General features: G+C 65.5%; 25 protein-coding genes and 1 tRNA gene. 17 read left to right on the forward strand and 9 right to left on the reverse strand.

The genetic code is table 11. The features are described 5' to 3' along the window. Window positions 1-4: 4 nt before the first annotated feature. The 8 genes from V3328_RS13140 (at window position 5) to V3328_RS13175 (ending at window position 7,102) form a co-directional block, all read left to right on the forward strand. Window positions 5-943, forward strand: a complete 939-nt coding sequence (locus V3328_RS13140) for an ATP-grasp domain-containing protein (protein ID WP_340330133.1) — start codon at window positions 5-7, stop codon at window positions 941-943. Between the two features lie 171 nt (window positions 944-1,114). Further along, entirely contained in the window at window positions 1,115-1,444 is a 330-nt protein-coding gene (locus tag V3328_RS13145) for a c-type cytochrome (RefSeq protein WP_340330134.1), read from the forward strand. A gap of 4 nt (window positions 1,445-1,448) precedes the next feature. Next, window positions 1,449-1,934, forward strand: coding sequence for an MmcB family DNA repair protein (locus tag V3328_RS13150; RefSeq protein ID WP_340330135.1), 486 nt, complete (start codon window positions 1,449-1,451; stop codon window positions 1,932-1,934). Between the two features lie 70 nt (window positions 1,935-2,004). Further along, complete coding sequence (locus V3328_RS13155) at window positions 2,005-2,751, forward strand: SDR family oxidoreductase (protein WP_340330136.1); 747 nt, start codon at window positions 2,005-2,007, stop codon at window positions 2,749-2,751. 29 nt (window positions 2,752-2,780) lie between these two features. Next, window positions 2,781-4,007 carry a lytic murein transglycosylase gene (locus tag V3328_RS13160; RefSeq protein ID WP_340330137.1) on the forward strand — a complete coding sequence of 409 codons (1,227 nt, stop codon included), beginning with the start codon at window positions 2,781-2,783 and terminating at the stop codon, window positions 4,005-4,007. Window positions 4,008-4,128: 121 nt separating this feature from the next. Further along, complete coding sequence (locus V3328_RS13165) at window positions 4,129-5,550, forward strand: adenylate/guanylate cyclase domain-containing protein (RefSeq protein ID WP_340330138.1); 1,422 nt, start codon at window positions 4,129-4,131, stop codon at window positions 5,548-5,550. Between the two features lie 408 nt (window positions 5,551-5,958). After that, window positions 5,959-6,465, forward strand: a complete 507-nt coding sequence (locus V3328_RS13170) for a hypothetical protein (RefSeq protein WP_340330139.1) — start codon at window positions 5,959-5,961, stop codon at window positions 6,463-6,465. Between the two features lie 118 nt (window positions 6,466-6,583). After that, window positions 6,584-7,102 (forward strand): hypothetical protein, encoded by a 519-nt coding sequence (locus tag V3328_RS13175; RefSeq protein ID WP_340330140.1) that lies wholly within the window; start codon window positions 6,584-6,586, stop codon window positions 7,100-7,102. Between the two features lie 64 nt (window positions 7,103-7,166). On the opposite strand, the gene V3328_RS13180 is transcribed toward V3328_RS13175, so the two are convergent. The 5 genes from V3328_RS13180 to V3328_RS13200 form a co-directional block, all read right to left on the reverse strand. After that, window positions 7,167-7,889: a DNA-3-methyladenine glycosylase I gene (locus tag V3328_RS13180; RefSeq protein WP_340330141.1), complete on the reverse strand. Its 723-nt coding sequence runs from the start codon at window positions 7,887-7,889 to the stop codon at window positions 7,167-7,169. Window positions 7,890-7,972: 83 nt separating this feature from the next. Then, entirely contained in the window at window positions 7,973-8,449 is a 477-nt protein-coding gene (locus tag V3328_RS13185; protein ID WP_340330142.1) for a YaiI/YqxD family protein, read from the reverse strand. Next, the gene (locus V3328_RS13190) at window positions 8,446-9,687 is read right to left on the reverse strand and encodes a serine hydrolase domain-containing protein (RefSeq protein ID WP_340330143.1); all 1,242 of its coding nucleotides are present in this window, start codon (window positions 9,685-9,687) and stop codon (window positions 8,446-8,448) included. The genes V3328_RS13185 and V3328_RS13190 overlap by 4 nt, the downstream gene beginning before the upstream one ends. A gap of 150 nt (window positions 9,688-9,837) precedes the next feature. Further along, window positions 9,838-10,398 (reverse strand): ActR/PrrA/RegA family redox response regulator transcription factor, encoded by a 561-nt coding sequence (locus V3328_RS13195; RefSeq protein WP_340330144.1) that lies wholly within the window; start codon window positions 10,396-10,398, stop codon window positions 9,838-9,840. A gap of 17 nt (window positions 10,399-10,415) precedes the next feature. Continuing rightward, window positions 10,416-11,801, reverse strand: coding sequence for an ActS/PrrB/RegB family redox-sensitive histidine kinase (locus V3328_RS13200; protein ID WP_378759311.1), 1,386 nt, complete (start codon window positions 11,799-11,801; stop codon window positions 10,416-10,418). A gap of 142 nt (window positions 11,802-11,943) precedes the next feature. Between V3328_RS13200 and V3328_RS13205 the strand changes: the two genes are divergently transcribed. The 9 genes from V3328_RS13205 to V3328_RS13245 all read left to right on the forward strand — a co-directional run bounded on the left by V3328_RS13205 (window position 11,944) and on the right by V3328_RS13245 (window position 20,538). Next, window positions 11,944-12,825, forward strand: coding sequence for an ABC transporter ATP-binding protein (locus V3328_RS13205; RefSeq protein ID WP_378759291.1), 882 nt, complete (start codon window positions 11,944-11,946; stop codon window positions 12,823-12,825). Window positions 12,826-12,827: 2 nt separating this feature from the next. Beyond that, window positions 12,828-13,667, forward strand: a complete 840-nt coding sequence (locus V3328_RS13210) for an ABC transporter permease (protein ID WP_378759294.1) — start codon at window positions 12,828-12,830, stop codon at window positions 13,665-13,667. A gap of 3 nt (window positions 13,668-13,670) precedes the next feature. Beyond that, window positions 13,671-14,216 carry a cupin domain-containing protein gene (locus V3328_RS13215; RefSeq protein WP_340330146.1) on the forward strand — a complete coding sequence of 182 codons (546 nt, stop codon included), beginning with the start codon at window positions 13,671-13,673 and terminating at the stop codon, window positions 14,214-14,216. Window positions 14,217-14,388: 172 nt separating this feature from the next. Then, window positions 14,389-15,951: a polyhydroxyalkanoate depolymerase gene (gene phaZ / locus V3328_RS13220; RefSeq protein ID WP_340330147.1), complete on the forward strand. Its 1,563-nt coding sequence runs from the start codon at window positions 14,389-14,391 to the stop codon at window positions 15,949-15,951. Between the two features lie 117 nt (window positions 15,952-16,068). After that, window positions 16,069-16,476 carry a DUF2852 domain-containing protein gene (locus tag V3328_RS13225; RefSeq protein ID WP_340330148.1) on the forward strand — a complete coding sequence of 136 codons (408 nt, stop codon included), beginning with the start codon at window positions 16,069-16,071 and terminating at the stop codon, window positions 16,474-16,476. 139 nt (window positions 16,477-16,615) lie between these two features. After that, window positions 16,616-17,365: a M48 family metallopeptidase gene (locus V3328_RS13230; protein ID WP_340330149.1), complete on the forward strand. Its 750-nt coding sequence runs from the start codon at window positions 16,616-16,618 to the stop codon at window positions 17,363-17,365. Window positions 17,366-17,471: 106 nt separating this feature from the next. Next, window positions 17,472-17,547, forward strand: a tRNA-Ala gene (locus V3328_RS13235). Window positions 17,548-18,353: 806 nt separating this feature from the next. Next, window positions 18,354-20,018, forward strand: coding sequence for a zinc metalloprotease (locus V3328_RS13240; protein ID WP_340330150.1), 1,665 nt, complete (start codon window positions 18,354-18,356; stop codon window positions 20,016-20,018). Window positions 20,019-20,103: 85 nt separating this feature from the next. Continuing rightward, complete coding sequence (locus V3328_RS13245) at window positions 20,104-20,538, forward strand: hypothetical protein (RefSeq protein WP_340330151.1); 435 nt, start codon at window positions 20,104-20,106, stop codon at window positions 20,536-20,538. On the opposite strand, the gene V3328_RS13250 is transcribed toward V3328_RS13245, so the two are convergent. The 4 genes from V3328_RS13250 to V3328_RS13265 all read right to left on the reverse strand — a co-directional run bounded on the left by V3328_RS13250 (window position 20,519) and on the right by V3328_RS13265 (window position 25,227). Further along, complete coding sequence (locus V3328_RS13250) at window positions 20,519-22,111, reverse strand: GSCFA domain-containing protein (protein ID WP_340330152.1); 1,593 nt, start codon at window positions 22,109-22,111, stop codon at window positions 20,519-20,521. The genes V3328_RS13245 and V3328_RS13250 overlap by 20 nt on opposite strands. Before the next feature lie 90 nt (window positions 22,112-22,201). Beyond that, a complete protein-coding gene (locus tag V3328_RS13255; RefSeq protein WP_340330153.1) occupies window positions 22,202-22,906 on the reverse strand; it encodes a CoA-transferase in 705 nt (234 codons plus the stop codon). A gap of 70 nt (window positions 22,907-22,976) precedes the next feature. Continuing rightward, window positions 22,977-23,813, reverse strand: coding sequence for a CoA transferase subunit A (locus V3328_RS13260; RefSeq protein WP_340330154.1), 837 nt, complete (start codon window positions 23,811-23,813; stop codon window positions 22,977-22,979). A 13-nt stretch (window positions 23,814-23,826) separates the two neighbouring features. Beyond that, a complete protein-coding gene (locus V3328_RS13265; RefSeq protein ID WP_340330155.1) occupies window positions 23,827-25,227 on the reverse strand; it encodes a multicopper oxidase family protein in 1,401 nt (466 codons plus the stop codon). Window positions 25,228-25,281 lie beyond the last annotated feature (54 nt).

Below are 25,281 nucleotides of genomic sequence, written 5' to 3' on the forward strand. Positions count from 1 at the left end.
ATCCATGCCCAATCTGATACTCGTCCACTGGCCGGAACGACAGTCCATCGAAGACTTCCAGGAAATCGCCCGCCGCATTTCGGCCCGTGCCCCGGAAATAGGAGTGCTGATTGCCAAGAACAAGGAAGAAAACCCGGAAATCCTGAAACAAGCCGCCGGCCAGCCAACCGTCGTCGTCTCGATGATGGAACTGCGGCGCTTCCGCATTGATCATGCCACGGTCTTCGAAGGCCATGATCTGCCGAAAAGCGAGCAATACCGCCGCTACCGCGCCGCCGGACTGCCGGTTCCCGACTGGGAGGTGATCACTCCCGAGACGAAGCTCGATCCTAAGCAATGGGGCGACTACGTCATCGTCAAGCCGGATCTCGCCCGCAAGGCTGCCGGGATCGTCATCAAGAAGACCGGCCGCGTCCGCTACGCCGCGCCGGAGAGCTACCCTGACGACCATCCCGGCCGCAACGCGCCGATGGTGGCCCAGAAGTTCGTCTATACCGGCCGCTGGGCCAACCACTACCGCATCACCACCCTGTTCGGCCGCACCCTGTTCGCCATCCGATGCGAGGCCGACAACGGCTTCCGGCCGCTGGAATCCCGGGACGGCTTCAAGGGCGCTGCGGGCGTCGGCGGAGCCCCCGTGGTCTCCAACAAGAAGACATCGCACTACACGCTTACCGATGACGAGGAGGTCATCGCGCTCGGCGAGAGGGCCCATTCCGCATTTCCGGAAATCCCGCTGCTGGGTCACGACATCGTCCGCGATGCCGATACCGGCGAGGTCTTTCTGCTCGAGAGCAACACGCGCGGCGACGTCTGGCTGTTGTCGTCGGGCACCGGCCGCAGCCTGCAGGCGGCAAACGGATTCGACCTGCACGGCCAGTTCGGTGCCCTGGACGTCGCAGCCGACGCCCTGATCGCCAAGGTCAGGGACGTCTGCGGCTGAAGCCGCCATCTTTCCAGCCGATTGTCCGCCGACACTGCCCGTCTGCGGCCCCTGTCCGGGATCGGGAGCCGGGCGGCGATGGGCGCCGGGCGAGGTTCTTCCGTCCGCTGGCGGCTCGTCCTACCCTCGCCAGGAAGATCCGCACCGATTCGCGTGCGGAAGGAGGAGTGAATGATCAGACAGGTTGGATTTGCCGCCGGTGCGTTCGCCGCGCTGTTGGGCTGCGCCGCGCAGGCGGCCGACGATCCGGAGGCCGGGCATGCTCTCGTCGAGCAAAGGTGCGCCGGCTGCCATGCGATCGAGGCGACGGGCGAAAGCCCCAATCCCGATGCGCCGCCGTTCCGCACGTTCAAGTCGAAATGGCCGCTGGAGAATCTGGAGGAGGCGCTGGCGGAAGGTATCGTGGTCGGCCACGAAGGCCAGGAAATGCCGGAGTTCACCTTCGAACCCGAGCAGATCTCCGATATCATCGCCTATCTCGATCGGGTCGGCGACAGCTAGGCACATGTTCGCACCGAGCACTGCGGAGCTTCTGGCGGACGGCCGCCAGTCCGAGGCGGCGCTGGCGGTGCAGCGGGGCACCGGGCGGCTCTTGCGCGCGCTCGGGTTCTCGCTGGTCACCGAGTTGCCGCTCGCCTCGGGCCGCCGAGCCGACATCGTCGCGCTGTCGCCCAGGGGAGACTTCTGGATCGTCGAGATCAAGTCGAGCCTGGCCGACCTGCGGGCGGACGCCAAGTGGCCGGAGTACCGGCTGCACTGCGACCGGCTCTTCTTCGCCGCGCCGCCGGCGCTCGGCCGGGAGATCTTCCCCGCCGAAGCCGGCTTCATCGCAGCCGACGCCTATGGCGCGGAGATCCTCGACGACGCCCCGGAGCACCGCCTCTCAGGCGCGACGCGACGGGCGATGATGCTACGGTTCGCCCGCTGCGCCGCGCTGCGCCTGCACGGTCTGGCGGATCCGACCATGCGGTTCGACGAGACGGCAATCTAGGGGCCCGCGTACCGCCGATCGCCAGACCCCCGCGACCGATATCAGCAAGACCAACGGGTGAGGGAACTGCATGTCGAAGACCATTCTGATTACCGGCGCGAGCCGTGGCATCGGGGCGGCGACGGCGCGGCTGGCGGGGGCCCGCGGCTGGGCCGTCGGCGTCAACTACGCCGGCAACGCCGAGGCGGCGGCCGCCACCGTGAAGGCGGTCGAGGCCGCGGGCGGCAAGGCGATCGCGATAAAGGGAGACGTCGCCGAGGAGGCCGACGTGATAGCCATGTTCGACGCCACCGAAGCCGCGTTCGGCAAGCTCGACGGCGTCGTCGTGAACGCCGGCATCCTCGATGTCGCGGCGCAGCTGGCCGACATGCCGGTGGAACGCCTGCGCAAAGTGTTCGACGTCAACATCCTCGGCGCGGCGCTGACCGCGCGGGAGGCGGCGCGGCGCCTGTCGACCGGGCGCGGCGGCAACGGCGGCAGCGTGGTCGTGGTTTCATCGGCGGCGGCCCGTCTGGGCGGCGCCGACGAGCGGATCGACTACGCGCTGAGCAAGGGCGCGATGGACACCATGGCAATCGGCATGTCGAAGGAGCTCGGACCGGAGGGGATCCGCGTCAATTCGATCCGGCCCGGACTGATCGTGACCGACATCCACGCAAGCGGCGGCCAGCCCGAGCGCGCCAACACGCTCGGCGGCGGAACGCCGCTGAGGCGCGCCGGCACTGCCGAGGAGGTCGGCGAGGCGATCGTCTGGCTGCTCGACGATGCATCTTCCTACGTCACCGGTGCGCTTCTGGACGTGACGGGCGGACGCTGATGCCGCCCTTTCGAGACGGGGACCACGCAGTGAAGCTGATATCTCTCCTCCTGGCCCTGGTCGTCGCGGCCTTGGCGCCCCAGTCCGCGAGCGCGCAGTCGAAGCAGGCCCTGGAAGGGCAGTTCCGCGGCTGGCTCGAGCAGACGGTGTGGCCGGCGGCCAGCCGCCAGGGCGTGTCGCGAACGACCTTCGACCAGGCGCTCGGCGGCATCGGGCTCGACTGGTCCCTGCCGGGGCTCGATCCCTCCGGCACCGGGCCCCAGGTGAACTGGCAGTCGGAGTTTTCCGCGCCGGGCCGGTACATGGCCGAGGCCAACGTCGCGCCGCTGGTCGGTATCGGCCGCGGGCTGATGGGCCAGTGGAAGTCGACGCTGGACGCCGTCGAACGGCGCTACGGCGTGCCGAGGGAGATCGTCGTGGCGATATGGGGCCGCGAATCGGCGTTCGGCCGCGCCTCGATCCCGAAGAACGCGGTCCAGACCATCGCCACGCGGGCCTTCGTCGGCGAGCGCCGCGACCTGTTCCTGCCCGAACTGGTCGCCGCCCTGAAGATACTGCAGGGCGACCACATCCCGCTGTCGCAGATGAAGAGTTCGGTCGCCGGCGCGCTCGGGCAGCCGCAGTTCCTGCCGTCGAAATATCTCGAATATGCAGTTGATTTCGACGGAAACGGCACGCGGGACATCTGGAACTCGGTGCCCGACACGCTCGCCTCGATCGCCAACTACCTGCGCCAGCACGGCTGGCAGCCGGGCCAGCACTGGGGCTACGAGGCGCTGGTCCCCGACACCGTCAATTGCGCGGTGGAGGGCCCCGAACAGCCCTACTCGCTGAGCGAATGGCAGAAGGCCGGCGTCACCCGCGTCGACGGCTCGCCGCTGCCGGGAAGCGCGCGCGACGCCCGCCATCTGATGATGCCGGCCGGCCGGCTCGGCCCCGCCTTCATCGTCTCGAAGAACTTCTACGTCCTGAAGGAGTACAACGAGTCCGACCTCTACGCGCTGTTCGTCGGTCATGTCGCGGACCGGCTGGGCGCCGATGCGCGCATTTCCGGCAAGTGGGCCACGACCGCCGGGTTCAGGCGCGGCGACGTGCGCGCCATGCAGGAGCGGCTCGTGGCGAAGGGCTACGACGTGGGCGGCGCCGACGGCCTCGTCGGATTCAAGACCCGCACCGCCATCGGCATGTGGCAGCGCCAGGCCGGGATGGCGCCGACCTGCTTTCCCGACGCGGACCTGATCGGGTCGATCCGCTAGCGGTGCAGGTCAACGTTTTCGCTTTGCCGGATTTCACTCCTGCATGGGCGGCCGGTGCCAGGAGACACTATTTCTGATAGCGCAACATCCCGGCGGCAACCGGCGAGACGGAGCTGATCGCATGACGGACACCACCACTCCGACATTCGGGTCTATCCTCGCGGCGTTCAGGCGGGTCGAGGAGAGAAGCGAGAACGCGCAGCCGGACCGCTTCGCGGCGGAAGCACTGGAGCGCAACAAGCGGGAGGGACTGATCCTGGCGGTCAAGGCGCGCTGGATCGCCCTGGCCGCGATCGCGATCCTGATCGCCGTCCTGAACCGGACCTGGGACCAGCTCTACTACGAGGCGCTGCTCGTCGGCTTCGCGCTGATCGGCTGGGCGCAACTCAGGGTCGGCCGCGTCGGCAAGTCGCGCGTCGAGCTGCTGCTGATGTTCTGCGACCTCGCCCTGATGACCTTCACCCTGGTCGTGCCGAATCCCTTCAGCCCGGACACGGGCCCTCTGGCCATGCAGTACCGCTATGCCGGTTTCGTGTTCTTCTTCGTGCTGCTGGCCGGCGGCACCCTGTCCTATTCCTGGCGCACCATCGTCGCCATGGGCACCTGGACGGCAAGCCTCTGGCTCTGTGCGCTCGCCGTGGTGATGCTGCTGCCGACGCGCTACCCGGAGCTCAGCGTGCAGTTCCGCGACCTGTTTGCAGGCTGGCCGGACATCCTCCAGCATCTCGACCCGAATTCCTTCGAGGCGCCGCACCGCATCCAGGAAGCGATCGTCTTCTTCATCGTCGCCTGCATCCTGGCGCTCGGCGTCCGCCGCTCGAACTACCTCGTCATGCAGCAGGCGGCGCTGGAGCGGGAGCGGGCCAATCTCGCCCGCTACTTCTCGCCCAACGTCGTCGAACAGCTGGCTCACAACGACCAACCCCTGAAGGAGGTGCGCGCGCAGAAGGTGGCCGTCCTGTTCGTCGACATCGTCGGCTTCTCCGCCTTTGCCGACACGCGCGATCCGGTCGCCATCATCGCCACGCTGCGCGACTTCCACGCGTTGATGGAAAGCGAGGTGTTCCGTCACAACGGCACCCTCGACAAGTATCTGGGCGACGGCCTGATGGCAACCTTCGGCACCCCGATCGCCGGCGATACCGACGCCGGCAACGCTCTAAGGTGCGCCCGCGCCATGCTCAGGTCCGCGACCGAATGGAACGAGGCGCGCGTCGCCCGGGGCGAGGCACCGGTTCCGGTCAGCTTCGGCCTGCACTACGGCGATGCCGTGCTCGGCGACATCGGCGCGACACGGCTCGAATTCGCCGTGATCGGGACGACGGTCAACGTCGCCAGCCGGCTCGAGGCGATGACCCGCAGCCTCGGCGCGCCGATCGTCGTCAGCGACGACCTGCTGTGCCGGGCCCGCGAGGAGGCAAGCTGCCCGGACGGCGAATTCGACGGTTTCGAGAAGAAGCCGGCGCAGGCAGTGCGCGGCCTGGCGCAGCCGCTCGACGTGTGGATGCTGGTACCGGACATGCCGACGATGGGCACGGCCTGAGGCGTCCAGTCCACGGCCCGTCAAGGGCCTATCGTGATAGCGGGGTGCGTGCAAACCGGCATTTATATCGATTGTCGAATATTTCGGCAGTTATTTTTGATATCGCTATATACATCATCAACTTTGTATCAACTTCTCTGACTTTTGACTCCAATCACTAAAGTATTTTCTGATATTAATTGACATTTTTCCGCCTATTACGCGGTGCGCCTATAATGTTTGTTTGATACATGCTTATACCGTGTTCGGAACTATTCCTAGTTTGATCTGATTGACTGAAGATTTGACCACATAAATAATTATGCGGGCATTTCTACCCAAGATTCTCTATCTGGTTGCAATTAAGTCATTTTTGAGATATGTACAAATATAAACGTATCAGTGGACCTAAATTTTTGGGCGGTATTCGTGATGCGACTTTCGTCTCTATCAATGGCCTCCTTTTTTATTTTTGCAGCTAATAGTTTTGCATTTGCTCAGCAAGAGGATTTTTCATTTAATTCTCTTCGAAATATGAGCAGTTTCGAGAGGAGCTTGCTGGAAAGCGCTATTAAGACTGGTCAATTGCGTAACGTGAGTAGACCTTCCGAGAGAGAGATTTATTTTGACGGAATCAGTTATGGAGACAGGGACGACATCTCTCTGTTTATTCAATTAATTATATTGGATGTTTGCCCAGCGTGTTCGACTACCACCAGCGGAAGCACGGTTCGAGTTAAATATGGCGGTGGGTCGAGTAGCGGCAGAGATACTTACGCGGTCGATCGAAGCGATGATTACTATGCCGATAAGGTCGAGGAAAACTGCGAAGAATTGCTTGATAGGCACAAGTACGACCGAGATAGTAAAGATATACTTATTATTGAGGATAATGACGACGATAATAAAATAGCTATATGTTTCCACCGAGATTAAAGAACGTTTTATATGTCGAATTATGAAAAATATAGCCAATAATATTTGGTTCCGGGTTTTTCTGACACTAGTAGTATCGATAGTTATTTCAATTTTTGTCTACAAAATCGCATGGAATATGACCTATTACTACAGTGCGCCGCTGAAATTTATTGAACAAGGCGAGCACGTTGCTGCCGAAATACGCAATATTCACGATAGCATAGGCGCCTCTTCCGTTGATTCGATCAAGTGCAAACTGATTATTTCCATGGAGCTATATAGTATTCAAAGTGGTATTTCTGAAAACGTACATAGAACAGAAACATTGTTTTCAAATCTCGCGCACACAAATGCACTCTTTTTGTCAATACTTTTTGTTCTATTTGTTAGTATTATATTTGCTATATTTCAAATGGCTAGTGCCTATGAAGATAATATTCCGCATAACAACCCAATAGAAATAGAGGGTGCAAGCATTAAAATAAAGACCGGATATGTTTCATTAGCTGTTGCAATGATCTCAATGATCGCTTTGTCATTATATCTTCCCAATGCGCATGAAGTTAAGTTGCTTCCGGATTCAAAAACTACAGTTATTACTTTTGATGTCGACAATTTTTTTGACTTTTGTGCGCAATACATAAATGTAAAATAGATTAATTTCTTGCTGGACGCCGTTGAACTGGAGGACCAGTTAGACGAACTGGAGGAGGGACGCCCTACTCCCCGCCCGATCGCATCCGCTCCCGCAGCGCGTTCGGATCGTGGTTCTCGCCGATCGACATGGCGCAGATCCGCGAGATCTCGGTGTAGGAGCGCCCGCTCTCCTCCGCCCAGGCGTTGAGCTGGTCCTGGATCCGGCGCAGGTCCTTCTTCGAGGTCGGGCTCTCGGCGATGTCGAGGCCGGCGTCGCGCAGGCAGGCGATCATGTCCCTGGAGACGATGAAGCCGTCCTTGCCGAGGAAGCGCAGCAGGTACTGGCCGGTGTTGCCGCCAAGCCGCCTGCCGCGCTTGGCGAGGAAATCCATCAGCCCGACCTGGTCCTCCGGCGGCCAGCCCGCGAGGAACCGTCCGAAGCCCCCGTGCTCGTTTGTAACGTCGACCACGAAACGGGCATTGTCGCGCACCGCCATGATCTTTTGGGCGTTGCGGACGATGCGCGTGTCGGATGCCAGTTCGTGCCAGTAGTCGTCGGGCTGGAACAGCAGCCGCTTCGGCTCGAAGCCGAGGAAGGCCTCCTCGAAGCCCGGCCACTTGTTCTCGATGACGCTCCAGACGAAGCCTGCGGAGAATATGCGCTTCGTCATCTCGGCGAGCACGCGATCGTCGGAGATCGCCGCCAGCTTGCGCGGTGCTGCGGGCCTGACCAGCAGCGTCTCGAGCGCCGCCGCACCGCCCTTGCGCTCGGCGGCACGCGCCTCGATCTCGGCGAAGGATTTCATGGCGCCATCCGGATCGGCATCTGTGACCCCCACACTATCAACGTGCGCCGGTGAACGGCATCGCAAAAACCCGCGGGGTGACGTCAGGCCGTGAACCCGTCGCGCTTCAGGCGGACGACGACGAGATTGAGGGCCTGCAGGAAATCCGAGCGGTCTCGCGCCGAGAAGGGCGCCGGTCCGCCGGTCGTCTCGCCGGCCGACCTTAGGTCGGTCATCAGGTTGCGGGTCGCCACCGCCATGCCGATCGTGCCCTCGTCGAATATCTTTCCCTTCGGCGAGATCACGTCGGCCCCTGCCTTGACGCAGCGGTCGGCGAGCGGGATGTCGGCGGTCACCACGACCGCGCCGCGGGCGGCCCGCTCGGCGATCCAGTCGTCGGCGGCATCCGGACCGGCGGGCACGGCGACCCGCTCGATCAAGGGATCGCGCGGCACGGCCATGAAGCTGTTAGTGACGACGTAGACCTTCAGCCCGTTGCGGCCGGCGACGCGGTAGACCTCGTCCTTGACCGGACAGGCATCGGCGTCGACGTAGATCTCGATGCGGCCGGCCCCGGTCATTCGCCCCTGGCCTGCCGTGCCAGGTCGTAGAGTTTCGCGATCATCGGCACGAGGTGGTCCTCGTCCCCGGCCGGCTGGCTGTTGGTGGCCGCGGAGACCAGCACGTCGCTCTCCGGGGAAAACAGGAACGCCATCCGGTAGCCCAGCGTCTCGCCCTCGTAGAACCAGACCTTTCCGACCTGCGGGTTGAAGACGCGAACCAGCCCGAGGCTGAAGCCGCGCGGATCCTCCGCGGTAACATCGTCGATCGGATCGCCGGTCCTGGTCGAGACGAAGGACAGGAACTCCTCGAGCTGCTCGGGCGGCAGGACCTTTCCGGAGAAGACCACGCGGATCCAGCGGGCCAGTTGCCGCGGCGTGCCGATGATGCCGCCGGCCGGCCCGGCCCAGCTGACGTCGGTCGTGCGGACGTCGCGGCCGATCATCGGTGCAAGAACCGCTTCGGCGCAATCGGGCTCGTACAGACCGCATTCCGGGTTGTTGAAATAGCCGCTTGCCGTACGGTCGAGCACGGCGTCCGGATAGGCGACCGGCTCGTAATGCATGTCGGTGAGGCCGGCCGGCTTGAACAGCTTCTCCTCGACGGCGTCCTTGTAGGACATGCCGGAGGCCTTCTCGGCGATCATGCCGGCGAGGACGTAGTTGGTGTTGGAGTAGAAGTAGCCCTCGTTCGGCGGCAGATCGACCGTGTCGCTGGGGTAGGCGTAGTCGATCAGGTCCTCCATGGTGTAGTGCCGGTCCGGGTCGGTGACCCAGAGCCGGCTCAGCGGCAGGCTCTCCGAATAGGTGGGCAGGCCGCTGGTCATGTTCAGGAGCCGCCGGATCGTGACGTTCTTCCATTCGGGATAAAGCGGCAGCCAGTCGCCGACGGTGTCGTCGATGTCGAGCTTGCCCTCGGCTTCGAGCGCCAGGATCAGGGCACCCGTGAAGGCCTTGGTGTTGCTGCCGATCTGGAACAGGGTGTCGCCGGAAACCGGAACGCCGCCCCGTTCGGACGTGTCGCCGGCGAACAGTTCGATCGCCGGGCCGGGATCGCCGAGGCTCACATAGGCGGAAACGCCCGTGATCATCTCCGCCTCGCGCCGGTCCTCCAGGTAGCTGTCCACCACGGTCTGGAAGTCAGCGATGCTGGCGGCGCGGGCCTGCCCGGCAAGGCCGGCCGAAAGGGCGGCCGCAAGCAGCGCGGAAACCGCCGAAAGAGTGAACCGGGCGGCGCCCGTCGAGACTGTGCCGATCATCTGTTACCCCCGAATTCCGCTGCGGCGGCGGCGCACCCGCCCGTCAGATTAGCTTGCCCACGAGTTCCATTGTCGACCCCCGCCTCCACTGCCGCGCGCCGACCGGCAACCCGTCCCACGCCGGGACGCCGCTGTCCGGGTCCCGCTGCATCAGCGCGGTGCGCGCTTGGCCAGGATCCGCTGCAGCGTGCGCCGGTGCATGTTGAGGCGGCGCGCGGTCTCGGAGACGTTGCGGTCGCACAGTTCGTAGACCCGCTGGATGTGCTCCCAGCGGACCCGGTCCGCCGACATCGGATTTTCCGGCGGCGACGCCTTGTCCTCGCCGGTCGCCATCAGCGCGGCGAACACCTCGTCGGCGTCGGCCGGCTTGGCCAGGTAGTCGACGGCGCCGAGCTTGACCGCGGTCACCGCGGTGGCGATGTTGCCGTAGCCGGTCAGGATGATGGCGCGCGCATCCGGTCGCACCTCCTGCAGCTTGCTGATCACGTCGAGGCCGTTGCCGTCCTCGAGCCGCATGTCGACCACCGCGAAGGCCGGCGGCGATGCGTTCACCGCGGCCAGTCCGGCGCTCACGGTCTCCGCCTCGGTCACCTCGAATCCACGGCGCTCCATGGCGCGGGCGAGGCGATGCAGGAAGGGCAGGTCGTCGTCGAGGACGAGGAGCGTCCGGTCGGGGAGTGCGAGGACCGCTTCGTCGGCGGTATCGTTCATGACATTAGCCGTCTGTTCTATTTCGCCGCTGTGTGTTGTGCCGCCGGGGCGGCGCGATTGTCTGAAGCCGTAACAGTTCCCTCGTTAATATCGCCCGAAGCCCGATCGGCAAAGCCTGGACCCTCCGAAAGGCTCGCCACCTCGAATCTGGCCCGCTCCCAGGTCGCCCGCGCCAGGGCCCCCTGGGCGGGTGGCGCGCGGTTGCCGAAGGTGACCTGCGCGCCGGATCGTTCCAGCAGCGTCTTGGCGATGAACAGCCCGAGGCCCAGTCCGGATTCCTCGGTGCTGCCGCGCCGCCGCCCGCGGGTGGATATATAGGGTTCGCCGATCTTGCTGAGAACATCTGGGGGGAAGCCGGGGCCGTCGTCGGCGATCTCGATCGTCACGGTGCGGTCCGTCCAGCCCGCCCGGATCACGGCGGTGGAGCCGGCGAAATCGACGGCATTCTCGGCCAGATTGCCGAGCCCGTAAAGGATTCCGGGATCGCGGCGGCCGACCGGCTCCGGCCGCTGGCCATCCATGACGATTTCGATGGAGATGCCGAATTCGCGGTGGGGGGCGGCGATCTCCTCGATCAGGCTCGATAGCGGCAGCCGGTCGAAGTGGCCGCCGGTTTCCTCGCCGAGCGAGCCGATCCGCTCGAGGATGCCGCGGCACCGCTCGACCTGGCTCCGGAGCAGCCGGACGTCGTCGCTGTGCGGTCCCTCCGCCGGCATGTCGCGCTCCAGTTCGCGCGCCACCAGGGCGATCGTGGCGAGCGGCGTTCCCAGTTCGTGGGCTGCGGCGGCGGCCAGGCCGTCGAGCGCCGAGATGCGATGTTCGCGGGCCAGCACCAGTTCGGCCGCCGTCAGCGCGTCCGACATCTGCCGTGCCTCCTTGGCGACGCGGAAGGCGTAGATGCCCATGAACCCGATCGCCAGCGCCAGCGCCACCCAGATGCCGGCAAGATAGAGCAGCGGCAGTTCGGGCTCGTCGCCGGGTATCCATGGCAGCGGCAGGTGAACGGCGGCGATCAGGCTCGCCACCGCCAGCGCGATGCCGCCCAGCACGATCGTATTGAGCGGCGGCAGGGCGCTCGCCGAGACGACCACCGGCACCAGCAGCAGGATCGAGAACGGGTTCGACAGCCCGCCGGTCAGGGCCAGCAGCGCGGCGAGCTGGATGATGTCGTATCCCAGCAGGATCGTCGCCGCCCGCGCCGACAGTTCCCGCGAGGCGGGATAGCGAATGCGCAGGTAGATGTTCAGCCAGGCCGACAGCGCGATCAGCGAGAAGCAGAAGCCGAGCGGCAGGTGGAAGCCGAACAGCGCGTAGACGGCGAGCACGGCGATCGACTGCCCGGCGACCGCGATCCAGCGCAGCCGCACCAGCGTGCGCAGGCGCAGCCGGGTGGCGCCGGGCATGAAATCGTCGGGCAGGGTCGTCGGCACGCCTTGCTGCTCCGTTCCGCTGACTCGGCAAATCACCGCCGCCCCTCTATATAGGCCATCAATCGCCCGCGAATCGACGCATACACATGCGGGCGCGCGGAAACGGACGTCGGGGATGGATGCGCAGACAACCGAAGGCGGCCGCGGCGACGACCGGTCCTCCGGCGCCGGCGGGACCCCAATCGCCGTCCAGGTGCGCGGCCTGACCAAGCGGTACGGCGATGTCACCGCGGTCGAGGCAATTGATTTCGACATCGTCGGCGGCTCGACGACCGGCCTGCTCGGCGGCAACGGCGCGGGCAAGACCACGACGATCGCGATGCTGATGGGGCTGGTGTTGCCGACCGGCGGCAGCATCAGCGTGATGGATGTCGACATGTTGCGGCATCGTCACCGCGTGCTGCACCGCATCAATTTCGAAAGCCCGTATGTCGACATGCCGATGCGGCTGACCGTCAGCCAGAACCTGACGGTGTTCGGACGTCTCTACGGGCTCGACCGGCTGCGCGACCGCATCGCCGAGATCGCCTCGGCGCTGGACCTGACGCACCTGCTCGATCGTCCGTGCGGCCGGCTGTCGGCCGGCCAGAAGACCCGGGTCAGCCTCGCCAAGGCGCTGATCAACCAGCCCGAACTGCTGCTGCTCGACGAGCCGACGGCATCGCTCGATCCCGATACCGCCGACTGGGTGCGCAGCCATCTGGAGGCCTATCGCGCGGAGCGTGGCGCGACCATCCTGCTCGCCTCCCACAACATGCCGGAGGTGGAACGGCTCTGCGACAGGGTGATGATGATGAAGGAAGGCCGCATCGTCGACGACGGCGCGCCCGGCGAGCTGATCTCGCGCTACGGCCGCGACACGCTCGAGGACGTCTTCCTCGACGTCGCGCGCGGGACCGGTCGTGCCGAAGCCGGTGGGGCCGAAGTCGGTCGTGCCGAAGCCGGCCGGGGCGCCATCGCCGAGCGTGGCGGGCGCGCATTGCAGGACAGCGACTGATCATGGACACCCGCAGCAAGCCGCTGTTCTCGCCCCCCGTCTACCGCTCGGTCTCTCCGGCCCGCACAGGGGCTATGGTCCAGCGCTATCTCTACCTGCTGGTCGGCTCGTGGCCGCGCCTGCTCGAACTCGTCTATTGGCCGACCGTGCAGATGCTGATGTGGGGCTTCCTGTCCCTGTACCTGTCCGGGCAGTCCGGCTTCTTCGCCGAGATCGGCGCCGTCTTCATCGGCTCGGTGCTGCTGTGGGACATCCTGTTCCGCGGCCAGCTCGGCTTCTCGATCTCCTTCATGGAGGAGATGTGGTCGCGCAACATGGGCCACCTGATGATGACGCCGCTCAGGCCGCTCGAATTCGCCGCCGCCCTGATGGTGATGAGCATGGTGCGGCTGGCGATCGGCCTCGTGCCGGTCACGATCATGGCGATCGCCTTCTTCGGCTTCAACCTGTGGGGCCTGGGTCTGGTGCTGGTCGCGTTCTTCGTCAACCTGTTCCTGACGAGCTGGGCGATCGGCCTGTTCGTCTCAGGGCTGATCCTGCGGTTCGGGCTCGGCGCCGAAAGCCTCGCCTGGTCGCTGGCCTTCCTGCTGCTGCCGCTGGCCTGCGTCTACTATCCCGTCGACGTGCTGCCCGGCTGGCTGCAGTGGATCTCGCTGTCGCTGGCGCCGACCTACGTGTTCGAGGGGATGCGGGCGCTGCTGATCGACGGGGTGGTCAGGATCGACCTGATGGTCTGGGCGCTGCTGCTCAACGTCGTCTATTTTTCGCTGGGCCTGTTCGCGTTCCTGCGCTTCTTCGACGCGGCGCGCGACGCGGGATCGCTGCTGCAGCTGGGGGAGTGACCGATGGCCGGCGAGCTGTCCGCGGAAGAGGTAATCGCCCTGCTCGGCCTGCAGCCGCACCACACCTGCGGCTTCGTCGCGCAGACCTATGTCAGCCCGCACATGCTGCCCGAGAGCGCGCTGCCCGACGGCTTCAGGGGCGCCCGCTCCGCCGGCGCGGTAATGTATTTCATGGTCACCGGGGACGCCCACATCGTGATGCATGCGATCCGCTCCGATCAGGTCTATCACCACTATCTCGGCCGGCCGCTGGAAGTCCTGCTGCTGTATCCCGACGGGCGGGGCGAGGTGCGACTGATGGGAGGTGACCTCGCCTCGGGCCAGCGGCCGCAGCTCTTCATTCCGGGCGGAACCGTGCACATGTCGCGCGTGAGCGGCGGAGAGGGTTATGCGCTGCTAGGCACCTCCGAATGGATCGGCGTCGACCCGGCCGACGTGGTGACGCCGGCGCTCGAGGATCTCGTCGGGACCTATCCGGCGCATTCCGAGGAGATCAGGGCATTCTCGCGCGGCACGGCGCCCCTCGCCCGTCCGCTTGTCCGGACCTGAAATTTACGCTTCGGTAAGGTTAACCAATCCTGAAGGCGTTGCGGCCGACACTTGCAAACGGGTCGTGCAGGGACTAGTTTTTCGCAGTGCACACAAAATGGCGACACTTAGAGCGCCGGTGCAGCAAAGCGGGGGGAACGCGCGGATCAACAACCGGGGGATCCGGACAGGCATGTCTTATTACCAGTGGTACGAAATGACCCACGCGGCGCTGAGCCCGGCGCGTGCGGTGGCGGACGCGACGCGCCTGTATTACAAGAACCCGCTCAATCCGATGACCCACACCGCCATGGGGCGCGGCGTCGCCGCCATGATGGAGATGTTCGAAAGGGTCACCCGCCGCTACGGCAAGCCCTCCTTCGGTCTGGAAACGACGCTGGTCGGCGGCATGCGGGTGCCGGTCCGCGAGGAGGTTGTCTGGGAACGGCCGTTCTGCCGCCTCCTTCACTTCGCCAAGGCCCTCCCCAGCCGCAGCGATCCCGGTCCGAAGCTGCTGATGGTCGCGCCGATGTCGGGCCACTACGCGACGCTGCTGCGCGGCACCGTCGAGGCGATGCTGCCCGACCACGACGTCTACATCACCGATTGGATCGATGCGCGCATGGTGCCTTTGGCCCAGGGCACCTTCGATCTGGACGACTACATCGACTACGTCCAGAACATCCTGCACGTTCTCGGCGGCGATACGCACGTCATGGCCGTCTGCCAGCCGTCCGTCCCGGTACTGGCCGCCGTCGCCCTGATGGAGGGGCGCAACGACCCCTACGTGCCGCTGACGATGACGCTGATGGGCGGACCGATCGACACGCGCGCCAATCCCACCGAAGTCAACAAGCTGGCGGAAACCCACGATATCGACTGGTTCCGCCGCAACGTCGTCATGAAGGTGCCGCTGCCGCATCCCGGCGTCATGCGCGACGTCTATCCGGGCTTCCTGCAGCTCACCGGCTTCATGAGCATGAACCTCGACCGCCATGTCGCCGCCCATCGCGAGCTGTTCTCCCACCTTGTCGACGGCGACGGCGATTCCGCGGAGAAGCATCGCGAGTTCTACGACGAGTACCTTGCGGTCATGGATCTGACGGCCGAATTCTACCTGCAGACCGTCGAGACGGTGTTCATCGAGCATGCGCTGCCTAAGGGCGAGATGGTGCATCGCGGCCAGCCGGTCGACTGCTCGGCGATCCGCAACGTCGCGCTGATGACGGTGGAAGGCGAGAAGGACGACATTTCCGGCCTCGGCCAGACAAAGGCCGCCCACCGGCTGTGCACGTCACTGCCCGACGAGAAGCGGGTCCACTACATGCAGCCGCGGGTCGGCCACTACGGCGTCTTCAACGGCTCGCGCTTCCGCTCCGAGATCGCGCCGCGCATCGCCGACTTCATCCGCTCGAACACCGGCACCGTCGTGCGCCGCGCCCCGGCGCCGCGGGCGGCCGTCCGCAACGGCAACGGCAAGACGGCCGATGCCGCGCCTCAGCAGCCCCCGGCGCCGGAGCCGAAGCCGGAGCCCAAGGCTTCCGTCAACGGAGCGGGTGCGGCCGACGACCTGACGAGGATTTCGGGCATCGGCAAGAAGCTGCAGGAAACCCTGAACGCCGCCGGCATCTTCACCTTTGCGCAATTGGCCGGACTGAAGGCCGCCGACATCGAGGAACTCGACGGAAAGCTCGGCTTTCCCGGTCGCATCGTGCGCGAGAAATGGGTCGACCAGGCCCGCAAGCTTGCCAAGTAGGCGCCGCAAAAGCCCAAATCTCTCAAAGGTTTGTCCGATTCTCGCGGGGCCGATCTTGAATCGGCGGCTTCGCTTACCCACCTCGAATGTATCGCCGATTTACATTGGAGGGAATCCGTGTCCAATTTTCCCATTCGCCCGGCCTGGTCGCCGCTCACCATCGCGCTGATGGTCATCGGCTTCATCGTGTGGTGGCCGCTGGGTCTTGCCATGCTCGCCTTCATCATCTGGGGCGACAGGATGCTCGCCTGGTGGGACGAGAGCCGGCACAAGATGCAGGTCCGCAGCTCGACCGGCAACGCCGCCTTCGAGGACTATCGCAGGGCCGAGCTCGACCGGCTGGAGCGTGAGCGCCGCCGCATCGAGCAGGAAGCCGTCGAGTTCCAGGAATTCATGCGCGAGCTGCGCAAGGCCAAGGACCGCGAGGAGTTCGACCGGTTCATGGCCGAACGCCGCCGCCACGCTTCCGGCGAGGCCGGCAAGGGGACCGGCCCGGCGCCCGGCACCGCCGGCGCGGCCGCCTGACCTCGGTGCACACGCCGGTATCTGCGCTCAAGGCGCGGCGGGCCACCGCCGCGCCTTCGTTTTGTTCGGCTGTCGTGGCAACCTGACCGAAATCGATTCGTTGTCGCGCCGCCGCCGACGCACCCGCCAAGACGCTGCCATGTTCCGACGTGCCCGCAAGATCGACATCCCGGAGGCTGTGGAGATCGCCGTAGACGGCCGGCCGGTGCGCATCGCGGTGCGCCATTCCTCGCGCGCCAGCCGCTACACGCTGCGCGTCCAGAACGCCACCGGCGAGCCGCTCCTGGTGATCCCCGCCCACGGCAACCTCGACCGCGCCATGGCGTTCGCCCGCTCCCAGGCCGGGTGGCTGCGCGAGCGGCTGAGGCGGATGCCCGAACGGGTGCCGTTCGCCGACGGCTGCGAGATTCTCCTGCGTGGCGATCCGCACCTGCTGCGCCATACGGGCAGGTCGCGCGGCACGGTCGAACTCGCCGCCTCCCCTTTGCCCGGCATGCTGCCGGAGATACGGGTGTCCGGGGGGCCGGAGCACATGTCGCGACGGCTGGTCGACTGGCTCAAGGCGGAGGCCCGCCGGGATCTGGAGCTCTCGGTGCAGGTTCATACGGCGAAGCTCGGCGTCCGCGCGAAGCGGATCACGGTGCGCGACCAGACCTCGCGATGGGGCTCGTGCTCCACCTCGGGCACGCTGTCGTTTTCCTGGCGCCTGGTCCTTGCGCCGCCGTTCGTCCTCGACTATCTGGCCGCCCACGAAGTCGCTCATCTCGTCGAGATGAATCACTCGGCCCGCTTCTGGAAGACGCTGGAGCGGATCTGCCCGCAGACCCGACAGGCGGAAGCCTGGCTCAAGGCCAACGGCACCTCGCTGTTTCGCTACGGGCCCCGATAGCGGGGAATTTTCCGTCCCGTTCATCTGCCGGTCGCAATCCGGTGCGGCGGCTATTGCGTTCGGACCATGATTGTCTTAAGTCACCCCGGTCGCGGCGCGATCCCGTGGGGCCATAGCTCAGTTGGGAGAGCGCTTGAATGGCATTCAAGAGGTCGGCGGTTCGATTCCGCCTGGCTCCACCATCCACCGGCCGATCGTCCGATCCGGCGGTGGTACCCCCGCCGCGCCGCGTACATCCTCCCTTTCGGTCTTCCCTGTTCCCTCCCCAAGTCGTCGCCGCCGAAACCTCAGGCGGCCGCGGGTAATCGCCCGCCCATCCGAGTAGCCGTTCATTTCTTCAAACGGCGAAATCCTGCGCGACTTGAGTAGCCCGCGCGGAGACTTGGTTGATTCATGTCATTCTCCCGTTATTATCGGTGTCTCAGAATCATAATGAGGCTCTTCACCAAGGAAGAGGAGTCCGAGCTGCGTTCTGATCAGATGCACCCAATAAATATTATTGTTCTGATCGGGCAAAATTTTTCAGAATTGCCATAAATGGAAGGGGCAAACCACCATGAATACGTCCAATTCACGGCGCCTGTTGCGAGGCGCTATATTGTGTGCTGCGTCACTGCTACTTGCAGTGCCAGCAAGTGAAGCAGCGGAGGGTGCCGCCGGCAGCATTCCGTTTGGTTATTCCGATTCGGGAGCAAAGCATTCCGCACCGGAAGCGGCCTCCGGCCTGAAGGTGTTCTATCGCAAATACGGAAAATACGAACTGTCCGTGGATGCGATCGGGAGCAACGACCTCGTACACAAGGTAAGGGTAAACAAGCCGCACAGAAGGGCAAAGGTCGTAAAAGCCTATCTTCTGGCGTCGAGCAATTTCTCCTCTCCCATCGCCAACGGTTCCATAGAACTACAAGGCAAGAAGGTAAGTTGGATTGCATCCGAAGTAAATTCGGTCTCTTCCGACCCGGATTTCTTCTACAGCTATCTCGCTGACGTGACGAGTATCGTCAAGAAGAGGATAGACCGCGCGAAGTCCGCGGGAACCATCAGGTTCAAGATCGAGGAGCTGGTCGGAAACAACACCATTGACGGAGAAATTCTCGTCGTCGTGTTCGCCAACGACCGGCTGCCCGAAAAGCAGACGGTCGCCCTCATGTTCGGCGGTCAGCAACTCGCCGGCGACCGCTTCGAGATCACCCTGAAGAGCCCGATCGACAAGACCGACAAGGATTCGGTCGCGCACATGGGCCTCGGCATCTCCTTCAGCTGCCAGTATCCCCCCAGCTGCGCCTCATCGGGGCAGCAGTACACGATCGTGGACGTCAATTCGCAGCGGCTGACGACGGCTGCAGGCGGAGAGGATGACGGCGCCTCGGCCAACGGGGCCCTGATCACGGTCGGCGGCATCGGCGACAACTTCAAGAACCCCGCCGATCCGTTCGCCACGCCCACCGATCCCCGCGATGACGACGAGATGTACAACCTCAAGCCGTTCCTGGGACGGAAGACGAAGACCATCTACGTCGACACGGTGAACCCCTCCGACGACGACAACATGTTCTTCGCCTGGTTCGAACTCTCCTCGAAGGGCGACATCAACAAGGATACCGACGGCGACGGCCTGCTCGATACCTGGGAGAAGAAGGGCTACGACCACGACGGCGACGGCAAGGTCGACGTGCCGATCCACAAGCGTGGCGCCAACTGGAAGAAGAAGGACATCTTCATCGCCTACGCCTGGATGCAGGCGTCGGATACAGAGGCCAAGTCGCACAAGCCGAACGGCACCGTGCTCAAGGCGGTCAAGAAGGCCTTCGCCAATGCCCCGGTCAGCAATCCGAACGGGACCAAGGGCATCAACGTCCACTTCTCGAACCGCGGCAGCGTCCCGCACGACGACGACCTGCTCCCGGTCTGGGATCAGTTCGACGCCCTGATGAACCCCCTGGTGTCGGAAGCCGAGCGCAAGATCTACCACCGCATGCTCAATGCGCATGCCTATGGCGGTGGCGGTTCGAGCGGCCTGTCCCGTGGGATCCCGGCCAGCGACTTCATCGAATCGCTCGGCAGGTTCCCGACCAATCCGGGCACCAACCAGCAGCGGGCCGGCACCATCATGCATGAGCTGGGACACAATCTCGGCCTGCGCCACGGCGGTCCGGACCACGTGAACTACAAGCCCAACCACCTGTCGGTGATGAGCTACTTCAACCAGCTCGGCGGCCTGATCTACAAGGGCAAGCCGCGCATCGACTACGAGCGGTACGACATCAAGAACCTCGACGAGACCGCCCTCAACGAGAAGCGGGGGCTCGACCGCGTCGGCGGCGACGGCCCGCTCAAGAAGTACGGCGTCCGCTACTACTCCTGCGGGACGGCGGCCACGTCGAAGAATTCCAAGTCGAACGCGAGGGTCGACTGGAACGACAACGGCAATCCGACCGACAACCCGATCGTCTGCAACCTGAACAACGAAGGTGGCACGACGACGTTGCTGGCGCGGTATCCCGAGTGGCAGAACATCGTCTACGACGGTGGCGACGTCGGTCCCGGCAAGCCTGCCGAGGAACTGAACATGGTCACCTCGAGCGAGGACCTGAGGGAAATGACCTGGGAAGACTACGTCAGGATGTTCCCGGACGAGGCCTCGCAGGAATAATCTGCCTGACCTCCGGCCGGGGCGGCTTCCGCCGCCCCGGCCTCTTTTTGCTTGCGATTCCGGGCGCTGCGCCCATGTTTAGAAGATGTTTCCGAACCTCCCTAAGACCGGCCTGTCCGTCCTCGTCATGGCCCTCGCCGTGCTTCTCCCGCCGACCCGGTCGCTTGCCGAAGCGGAGGATACTGGCGGCGGCATCTCCTACGGGGAGTATGTCAGGACGTTTCCGGCCATGCCGGCCGCGGTGCGCGTCGATCTCGACAACGGCAAGCCGTTGATCTGCTGGGAGGCCCCCGATCATCCGCCCCCCGGCGAACTCGCCTACGACCCCGTCATCGCCGGCTACCGGGTCTATTCACTGGCCGGGACCGGCCGTCAGGTCCGCCTCGGCGAGACGGCGACCACCTGCTTTCACGACACGGAGGCCCCGTCGGGGACGATCCGCCGCTACGCGGTGACCGCTGTCCAGCGCTCCGGTCAGGAAAGTGACCCGACCCAGGCCGTCACAATACGGGTGCCGTAGCCGGCGCTCCGTCCGCTACAGCGCCTGCGAGCCGCCTCTCCAGATCCGCGACCCGGTCTTTCAGCTCGTCGCTCTGCCAGCGGAACTTCGCCGCAAGCCGCGCGCTTTCCAGGGCTGCCCCGATATCACCGAGGGCTTCATGTGCCTGGCTTGCGACCGTATGGCAGACGTCGGTGGCCGCCCGCGCGCTCGCCAGCCGCTCGGTCACCGCCAGACAGTCGGCGAACCGCTGCGCCGCCAGATAGGCCATCGCAAGCGCCAGTTCCGCGTACGGGGTATGGGGATGCCTCGAAAGATAGGCCTCGGCAACCTCCGCTCCCGCCTGCGGCGAGCCGGCGGCGATGTGCGCGACGGCGAGCGAATGGACGGCCAGGACATTGTCGGGCGCCAGCGCACAGACCCTTTCCCAGGCCTCGACAGCCTTGACCGACGCGCCGGCGCGCTGCCGGCACTGCGCGAGATGGTACCAGCCGCTGAGCGACGCCGGTTCGGCCGCCAGCGATCTTTCGGCGAGTTCGATGGCCGTGCCGACATCGTCGTCGTGGAAGGCGCTGATGCTCGCGATCAGATCCCGCTGGGCCGCCGACACGTTGACGAAATAGCGTTCCATCACCTGTGCGATCACACGGGCGGCGGCGGACGGCGATACGTGGCGAAGGTCATCCTGGTAGACCGACCAGTCGCGCGTCAGCACGACGCTTTCATAGGACGGGAAGTAGTCGACGTTCGGCGCGCGTTCGGCGAGCTCGCCGCTGACGGTGCGCAGCAGGCTCTTGCCGTATGTGTTGGCGACGATGATGTCGTCGTCGGTGAAGGTACGCGCAAGCGGCACGGGCGACGTGGTGATCAGGAACTTCTTGGGATGATGGACGGAATCCACCAGCCGTATGGTTTCCTGCAGCAGCGCCCGGCAGCGATCGTAGTCGAGCCGGTAGAAGTGTATCCGGCCGGCATAGTGGCTTCGCAGGGGAGTCGCCAGCGGGACTTCCTCGATGAAGCGACGGCGTTCGCTGTCCCACCAGCACTCGACAAGGCCGAGCGTGATGACGACCGCTTCAGCCTCGAAGATATTCCTGAAGTAGTCGTACAGCGCTGAGCGCCGCTCGATCGCCCGCTCCCGCGACAGCGGTCGCAGACCCATGAGGCCGCCGTCGACCACCTCGCCGTTGCCGACGTCGTAGAGCAGCTCTTCGGCGTCCGCGGGCTGGAATCCGTCGCCCCGCACGTAGATCCGGTGGCACCAGCTGATCTCGCTGTGGATGCTCGCCGGCGTGAACTTGTTGATCAGGTTCGAGGGCAGGCTCGGCCACTCGTGGGCGGTCATGCGGAAATCGAACTCCGGCACCAGGCCGCCCATGTCCCGCAGCCGGGCCTCGATGGCGCGCGCGAAACAGCTGCCGATGACGAAGACGGACTTGCGCGCGTCGATCTGGAACTTCGGCCGGACCTCCGGCCGGCAGATCGGTCGCATCCGATCCGTCGCGTCCCGGTGCGCCGCGATCGAGATGTCCCGGCTCGGGTCGACCACCCTGCCGAAGGGGATCAGGCGGTCCTGTTCTGGCGACGGCTTCATCAGGCGGTTCCTTGTCCTCGGTCGGACGCGGCGGGGCGCTGGCGAAAGAGCACAAGAAGTAGCGGCTGCCGCCGTTCTTCGCCAGCGCGATCACGGCCCGGTCGTCCCCAGCACGTCGCGCGCGAACTGCGGATAGGGTCCGGCGATGTCGCGGGCCACGTCGCCGCGGATCAGCGACACGGTCGTGGGGTCCGGAAGCGGCGTGACGGCGGGGTCGTCGGCTGCGTCGAAATCGAAGCCGGTGTTGTCGCGCACCTCTTCGAGCGTGTGGCCGGGATGGAGGCTTTGCAGGCGGAATCGCGCTGCGGCACGATCGAAGCGCATCACGCAGAGGTTCGTCACCAGCGCGTAGGGCCCGCCCGGCCGATAGACGTTCGGCGCGCTCGTCCCCGGCGCGCTGACGAAATCCACCCTCGGCACGAAGATGCGCCGGGTGTGCTCGGCGCGAAACAGGATCACCCGCGGCACGAGGAAGTAGAGATAGGCCGAGCCGAAGGCGCCCGACCAGCGCACGTCAAGCTCGGGGTATTCGCCGATGCCCGTCAGGTTGACGTTTGCCTCGCCGTCGATCTGCCCCCCGCTCAGGAAGAAGGCGTCGATGCGGCCCTGGCCGGCGCTGTCGAACAGGTCGACGCCGCCATCGGTGCGGAATTCCGGATCGGCCGACCCGATGATCGACACGCGCGCCCCGGTCCGCGCCCGGGTCAGCAGTGCGGCGGAGCCGGGAATCGGCGACAGCACGCCGACGGCGATGTGACCGCATCCCTCCAGCAGGCCGGCGATCGCCGTGATCATGATCTCCTCGGTGCGTACGGGTCGTTCCGCAGGGGGGCCCGACGGCGTCCGGGGCACCGCGCCCATTGGCCTATTCCGCCGCAGCCGGGGCCGCCTCGACGAGGGCCCTGACATAGGCGGCGGTCCCTGCCGCCTCGCGGGTCTGCTCCGCGTAGCCCCGCATGTGCCCGCTGTCGACGCCGTAGCGGCCCGGCATGTCCATCGGCCAGGCACCGCGAGGAGCCTGCGCCAGCGCCGACACGTAGTGTCGCGGCAGGCAGGCGGCCGCCAGCCGCTCGTCCTCCAGGATGTTGTCCTCGACGATTTCCTCGGCGCTCGCCAGCGTCCGCGCCGAGGCCTGGGCGAGTATCCGCAGTTCGGCCGCCCGGCCGATCCACAGGTTGCCGAAGCGGTCGGCGAGCGGCACGTGCACCAGTGCGATGTCCGGGCGGATCGCCGGGATCGCCACGATCGGATCGTTCTCGCCATAGGGATTGTCGATCACTCGGTAATCGTCGCGCACCCGCATCAGGTCCGACCCGATGAGCCCGCGCAGCGGCATGAACGGAATCCCCTTATGGGCGGCCTGCAGGCCGGCATAGACGGCGGGGCAGGTCGAATCCCGGATCGTGACCGTCCCCGTCTTCACCGCGCGCGCGAAATTGTGGGCCGGGCCGAACTCGCCGAGCGAGACGCCCGCCGTCTCGATCGTCGCCACGCAGCCCGCCGCGATCAGCAGGTCGGCGAACAGGCCCGACGTCGGCACCGTCACGAGATGGAGATCCTTCGCGCCGCGCCGGATCAGCGCCCGCGCGGTTTCCATCGGTACGCCGGAATCCTTGAACACGACGATCGTCGCGCCGTCCGGCACCTCGCGGGCGAGCTCGTCGGCGGACGCCAGGATCCGGGTTTTCGACAGGTCTGCCATCGGCGGTGCCTCCTCAGCCGAAGCCGCGGTAGGTGAGCGTCGTGAACATGCCGGACGCCAGGTGGTACAGGTTGTGGCAGTGGAACGCCCAGATGCCCGGGTTGTCCGCCTCGAAGGCGATCCTCACCCTCGACTTCGGCGTCACCAGCACCGTGTCGCGGATCGCGCCGGAGACCGGTTCCCCGTCGATCTCGACCACCTGGAACACGTGCCCGTGCAGGTGCATCGGGTGCGACATCATCGTGGTGTTCTCGAAGACGATCTCGACGCGCTCGTCCTTGGTCGCCTGCGCCGGCAGCCCGACCAGTTCGTGGACGGGCATCTGCCAGTTGTAGCCGAGCATCTGGCCGGTCAGCTTCACCGGGACCGTCCGGTCGGGGGCCCTGCGCGGCAGCGGCGCGCTTGCCCGCAGCGTCTTCTCCTGCTCGAGGGTGACGCGCGGCGTCGCCGCCTGCGTCCTGACCGGCACCTTGGCGACGCTCGCGCCGGGCGCGCGCAGGATGATGCCGGCCTGCATGTCGCGGCCCTCGGCAAGCGCCAGCACCGGCGCGGCGGCGCCGGCGGGAACCCGGACCACGACGTCGGCGCGTTGCGCGACCGCCAGCGGCACGCGCTGCACGGCCAGCGGCTCGATTGGATTGCCGTCCACGGTGACCAGCGTTCCCTGGAGCGCGCCGAGGTCGATCCAGTAGTTGGTCGACGCAGAGGCATTGATGATACGCAGCCGCACCTCGGCGCCCGCCTCGACATCGATCACCTCGGGATCCTCGAGGGTGCGCTCGTTGGCGAGGAAGGCGGGATAGGTCACGTCGTCGAGATCCGGCTCCATCGCCTTCGGCGCCGTCCCGGCCAGCTCCGCCACCTGCTCCGGGGAGATCTTGCGCAGGTTGGCGTAGATCTCCTCGGGCGGCTCCCAGGCGAAATCCTCCAGGAACAGCACCACTTCCTGCGCGCCGCTGTCGATCGCCGCGCGCTCGCGGATGATCAGCGGCGCGCCGAGCAGGTTCTGCTCCTGCAGGCCGAAGTGCGAGTGCATCCAGCGGGTGCCAGGCGGGATCGCCGCGAACAGGTAGTCGGCCGAGCCGCCCGGCTGGATCGGCGGCCCGGACAGGTAGGGCACGCCGTCCTGGCGCCAGGGTTCCGTCATCCCGTGCCAGTGCAGGCCGGAGGGCTGCGCGATGCCGTTGCTGAGCCGGACATAGAACGCGTCGCCCTCGTCGAGGGTGAGCCCCATGGTGCCGGACGGCTGCACGACGCGGTAGCGGGTCGCCGGCTTGCCGTAGACCTCGATCTGCCGCGAGTCGATCTTCAGCGGCGTAGCGGCGGGGCCGGCGGCCATGCCCGGCCGCGCCATCAGCGCACCGGCCGTGAGGCCGGCGCCGCCGGCGAGGAGCATGCGGCGCGAGATCTGCATGTGAAGCCCCCGTGATGTTTGCAGCGTCCCGCACCTGCCGGTTCGGTCGGCCGT

The organism is Microbaculum marinum (assembly GCF_037855135.1).
Lineage (GTDB): Bacteria > Pseudomonadota > Alphaproteobacteria > Rhizobiales > Tepidamorphaceae > Microbaculum > Microbaculum marinum.

What these genes read in the sequence shown, in the direction of transcription:
- V3328_RS13145 (WP_340330134.1), top strand. Translation starts at nt 1,115, where the DNA reads ATGATCAGACAGGTTGGATTTGCCGCCGGTGCGTTCGCCGCGCTGTTG.
- V3328_RS13255 (WP_340330153.1), bottom strand. Translation starts at nt 22,906, where the DNA reads ATGATCACGGCGATCGCCGGCCTGCTGGAGGGATGCGGTCACATCGCC.
- V3328_RS13205 (WP_378759291.1), top strand. Translation starts at nt 11,944, where the DNA reads ATGGATGCGCAGACAACCGAAGGCGGCCGCGGCGACGACCGGTCCTCC.
- V3328_RS13185 (WP_340330142.1), bottom strand. Translation starts at nt 8,449, where the DNA reads ATGACCGGGGCCGGCCGCATCGAGATCTACGTCGACGCCGATGCCTGT.
- V3328_RS13140 (WP_340330133.1), top strand. Translation starts at nt 5, where the DNA reads ATGCCCAATCTGATACTCGTCCACTGGCCGGAACGACAGTCCATCGAA.
- V3328_RS13155 (WP_340330136.1), top strand. Translation starts at nt 2,005, where the DNA reads ATGTCGAAGACCATTCTGATTACCGGCGCGAGCCGTGGCATCGGGGCG.
- phaZ (WP_340330147.1), top strand. Translation starts at nt 14,389, where the DNA reads ATGTCTTATTACCAGTGGTACGAAATGACCCACGCGGCGCTGAGCCCG.
- V3328_RS13250 (WP_340330152.1), bottom strand. Translation starts at nt 22,111, where the DNA reads ATGAAGCCGTCGCCAGAACAGGACCGCCTGATCCCCTTCGGCAGGGTG.
- V3328_RS13210 (WP_378759294.1), top strand. Translation starts at nt 12,828, where the DNA reads ATGGACACCCGCAGCAAGCCGCTGTTCTCGCCCCCCGTCTACCGCTCG.
- V3328_RS13245 (WP_340330151.1), top strand. Translation starts at nt 20,104, where the DNA reads ATGTTTCCGAACCTCCCTAAGACCGGCCTGTCCGTCCTCGTCATGGCC.
- V3328_RS13190 (WP_340330143.1), bottom strand. Translation starts at nt 9,687, where the DNA reads ATGATCGGCACAGTCTCGACGGGCGCCGCCCGGTTCACTCTTTCGGCG.
- V3328_RS13175 (WP_340330140.1), top strand. Translation starts at nt 6,584, where the DNA reads ATGACCTATTACTACAGTGCGCCGCTGAAATTTATTGAACAAGGCGAG.
- V3328_RS13215 (WP_340330146.1), top strand. Translation starts at nt 13,671, where the DNA reads ATGGCCGGCGAGCTGTCCGCGGAAGAGGTAATCGCCCTGCTCGGCCTG.
- V3328_RS13150 (WP_340330135.1), top strand. Translation starts at nt 1,449, where the DNA reads ATGTTCGCACCGAGCACTGCGGAGCTTCTGGCGGACGGCCGCCAGTCC.
- V3328_RS13230 (WP_340330149.1), top strand. Translation starts at nt 16,616, where the DNA reads ATGTTCCGACGTGCCCGCAAGATCGACATCCCGGAGGCTGTGGAGATC.
- V3328_RS13165 (WP_340330138.1), top strand. Translation starts at nt 4,129, where the DNA reads ATGACGGACACCACCACTCCGACATTCGGGTCTATCCTCGCGGCGTTC.
- V3328_RS13265 (WP_340330155.1), bottom strand. Translation starts at nt 25,227, where the DNA reads ATGCAGATCTCGCGCCGCATGCTCCTCGCCGGCGGCGCCGGCCTCACG.
- V3328_RS13200 (WP_378759311.1), bottom strand. Translation starts at nt 11,801, where the DNA reads ATGCCCGGCGCCACCCGGCTGCGCCTGCGCACGCTGGTGCGGCTGCGC.
- V3328_RS13180 (WP_340330141.1), bottom strand. Translation starts at nt 7,889, where the DNA reads ATGAAATCCTTCGCCGAGATCGAGGCGCGTGCCGCCGAGCGCAAGGGC.
- V3328_RS13195 (WP_340330144.1), bottom strand. Translation starts at nt 10,398, where the DNA reads ATGAACGATACCGCCGACGAAGCGGTCCTCGCACTCCCCGACCGGACG.
- V3328_RS13260 (WP_340330154.1), bottom strand. Translation starts at nt 23,813, where the DNA reads ATGGCAGACCTGTCGAAAACCCGGATCCTGGCGTCCGCCGACGAGCTC.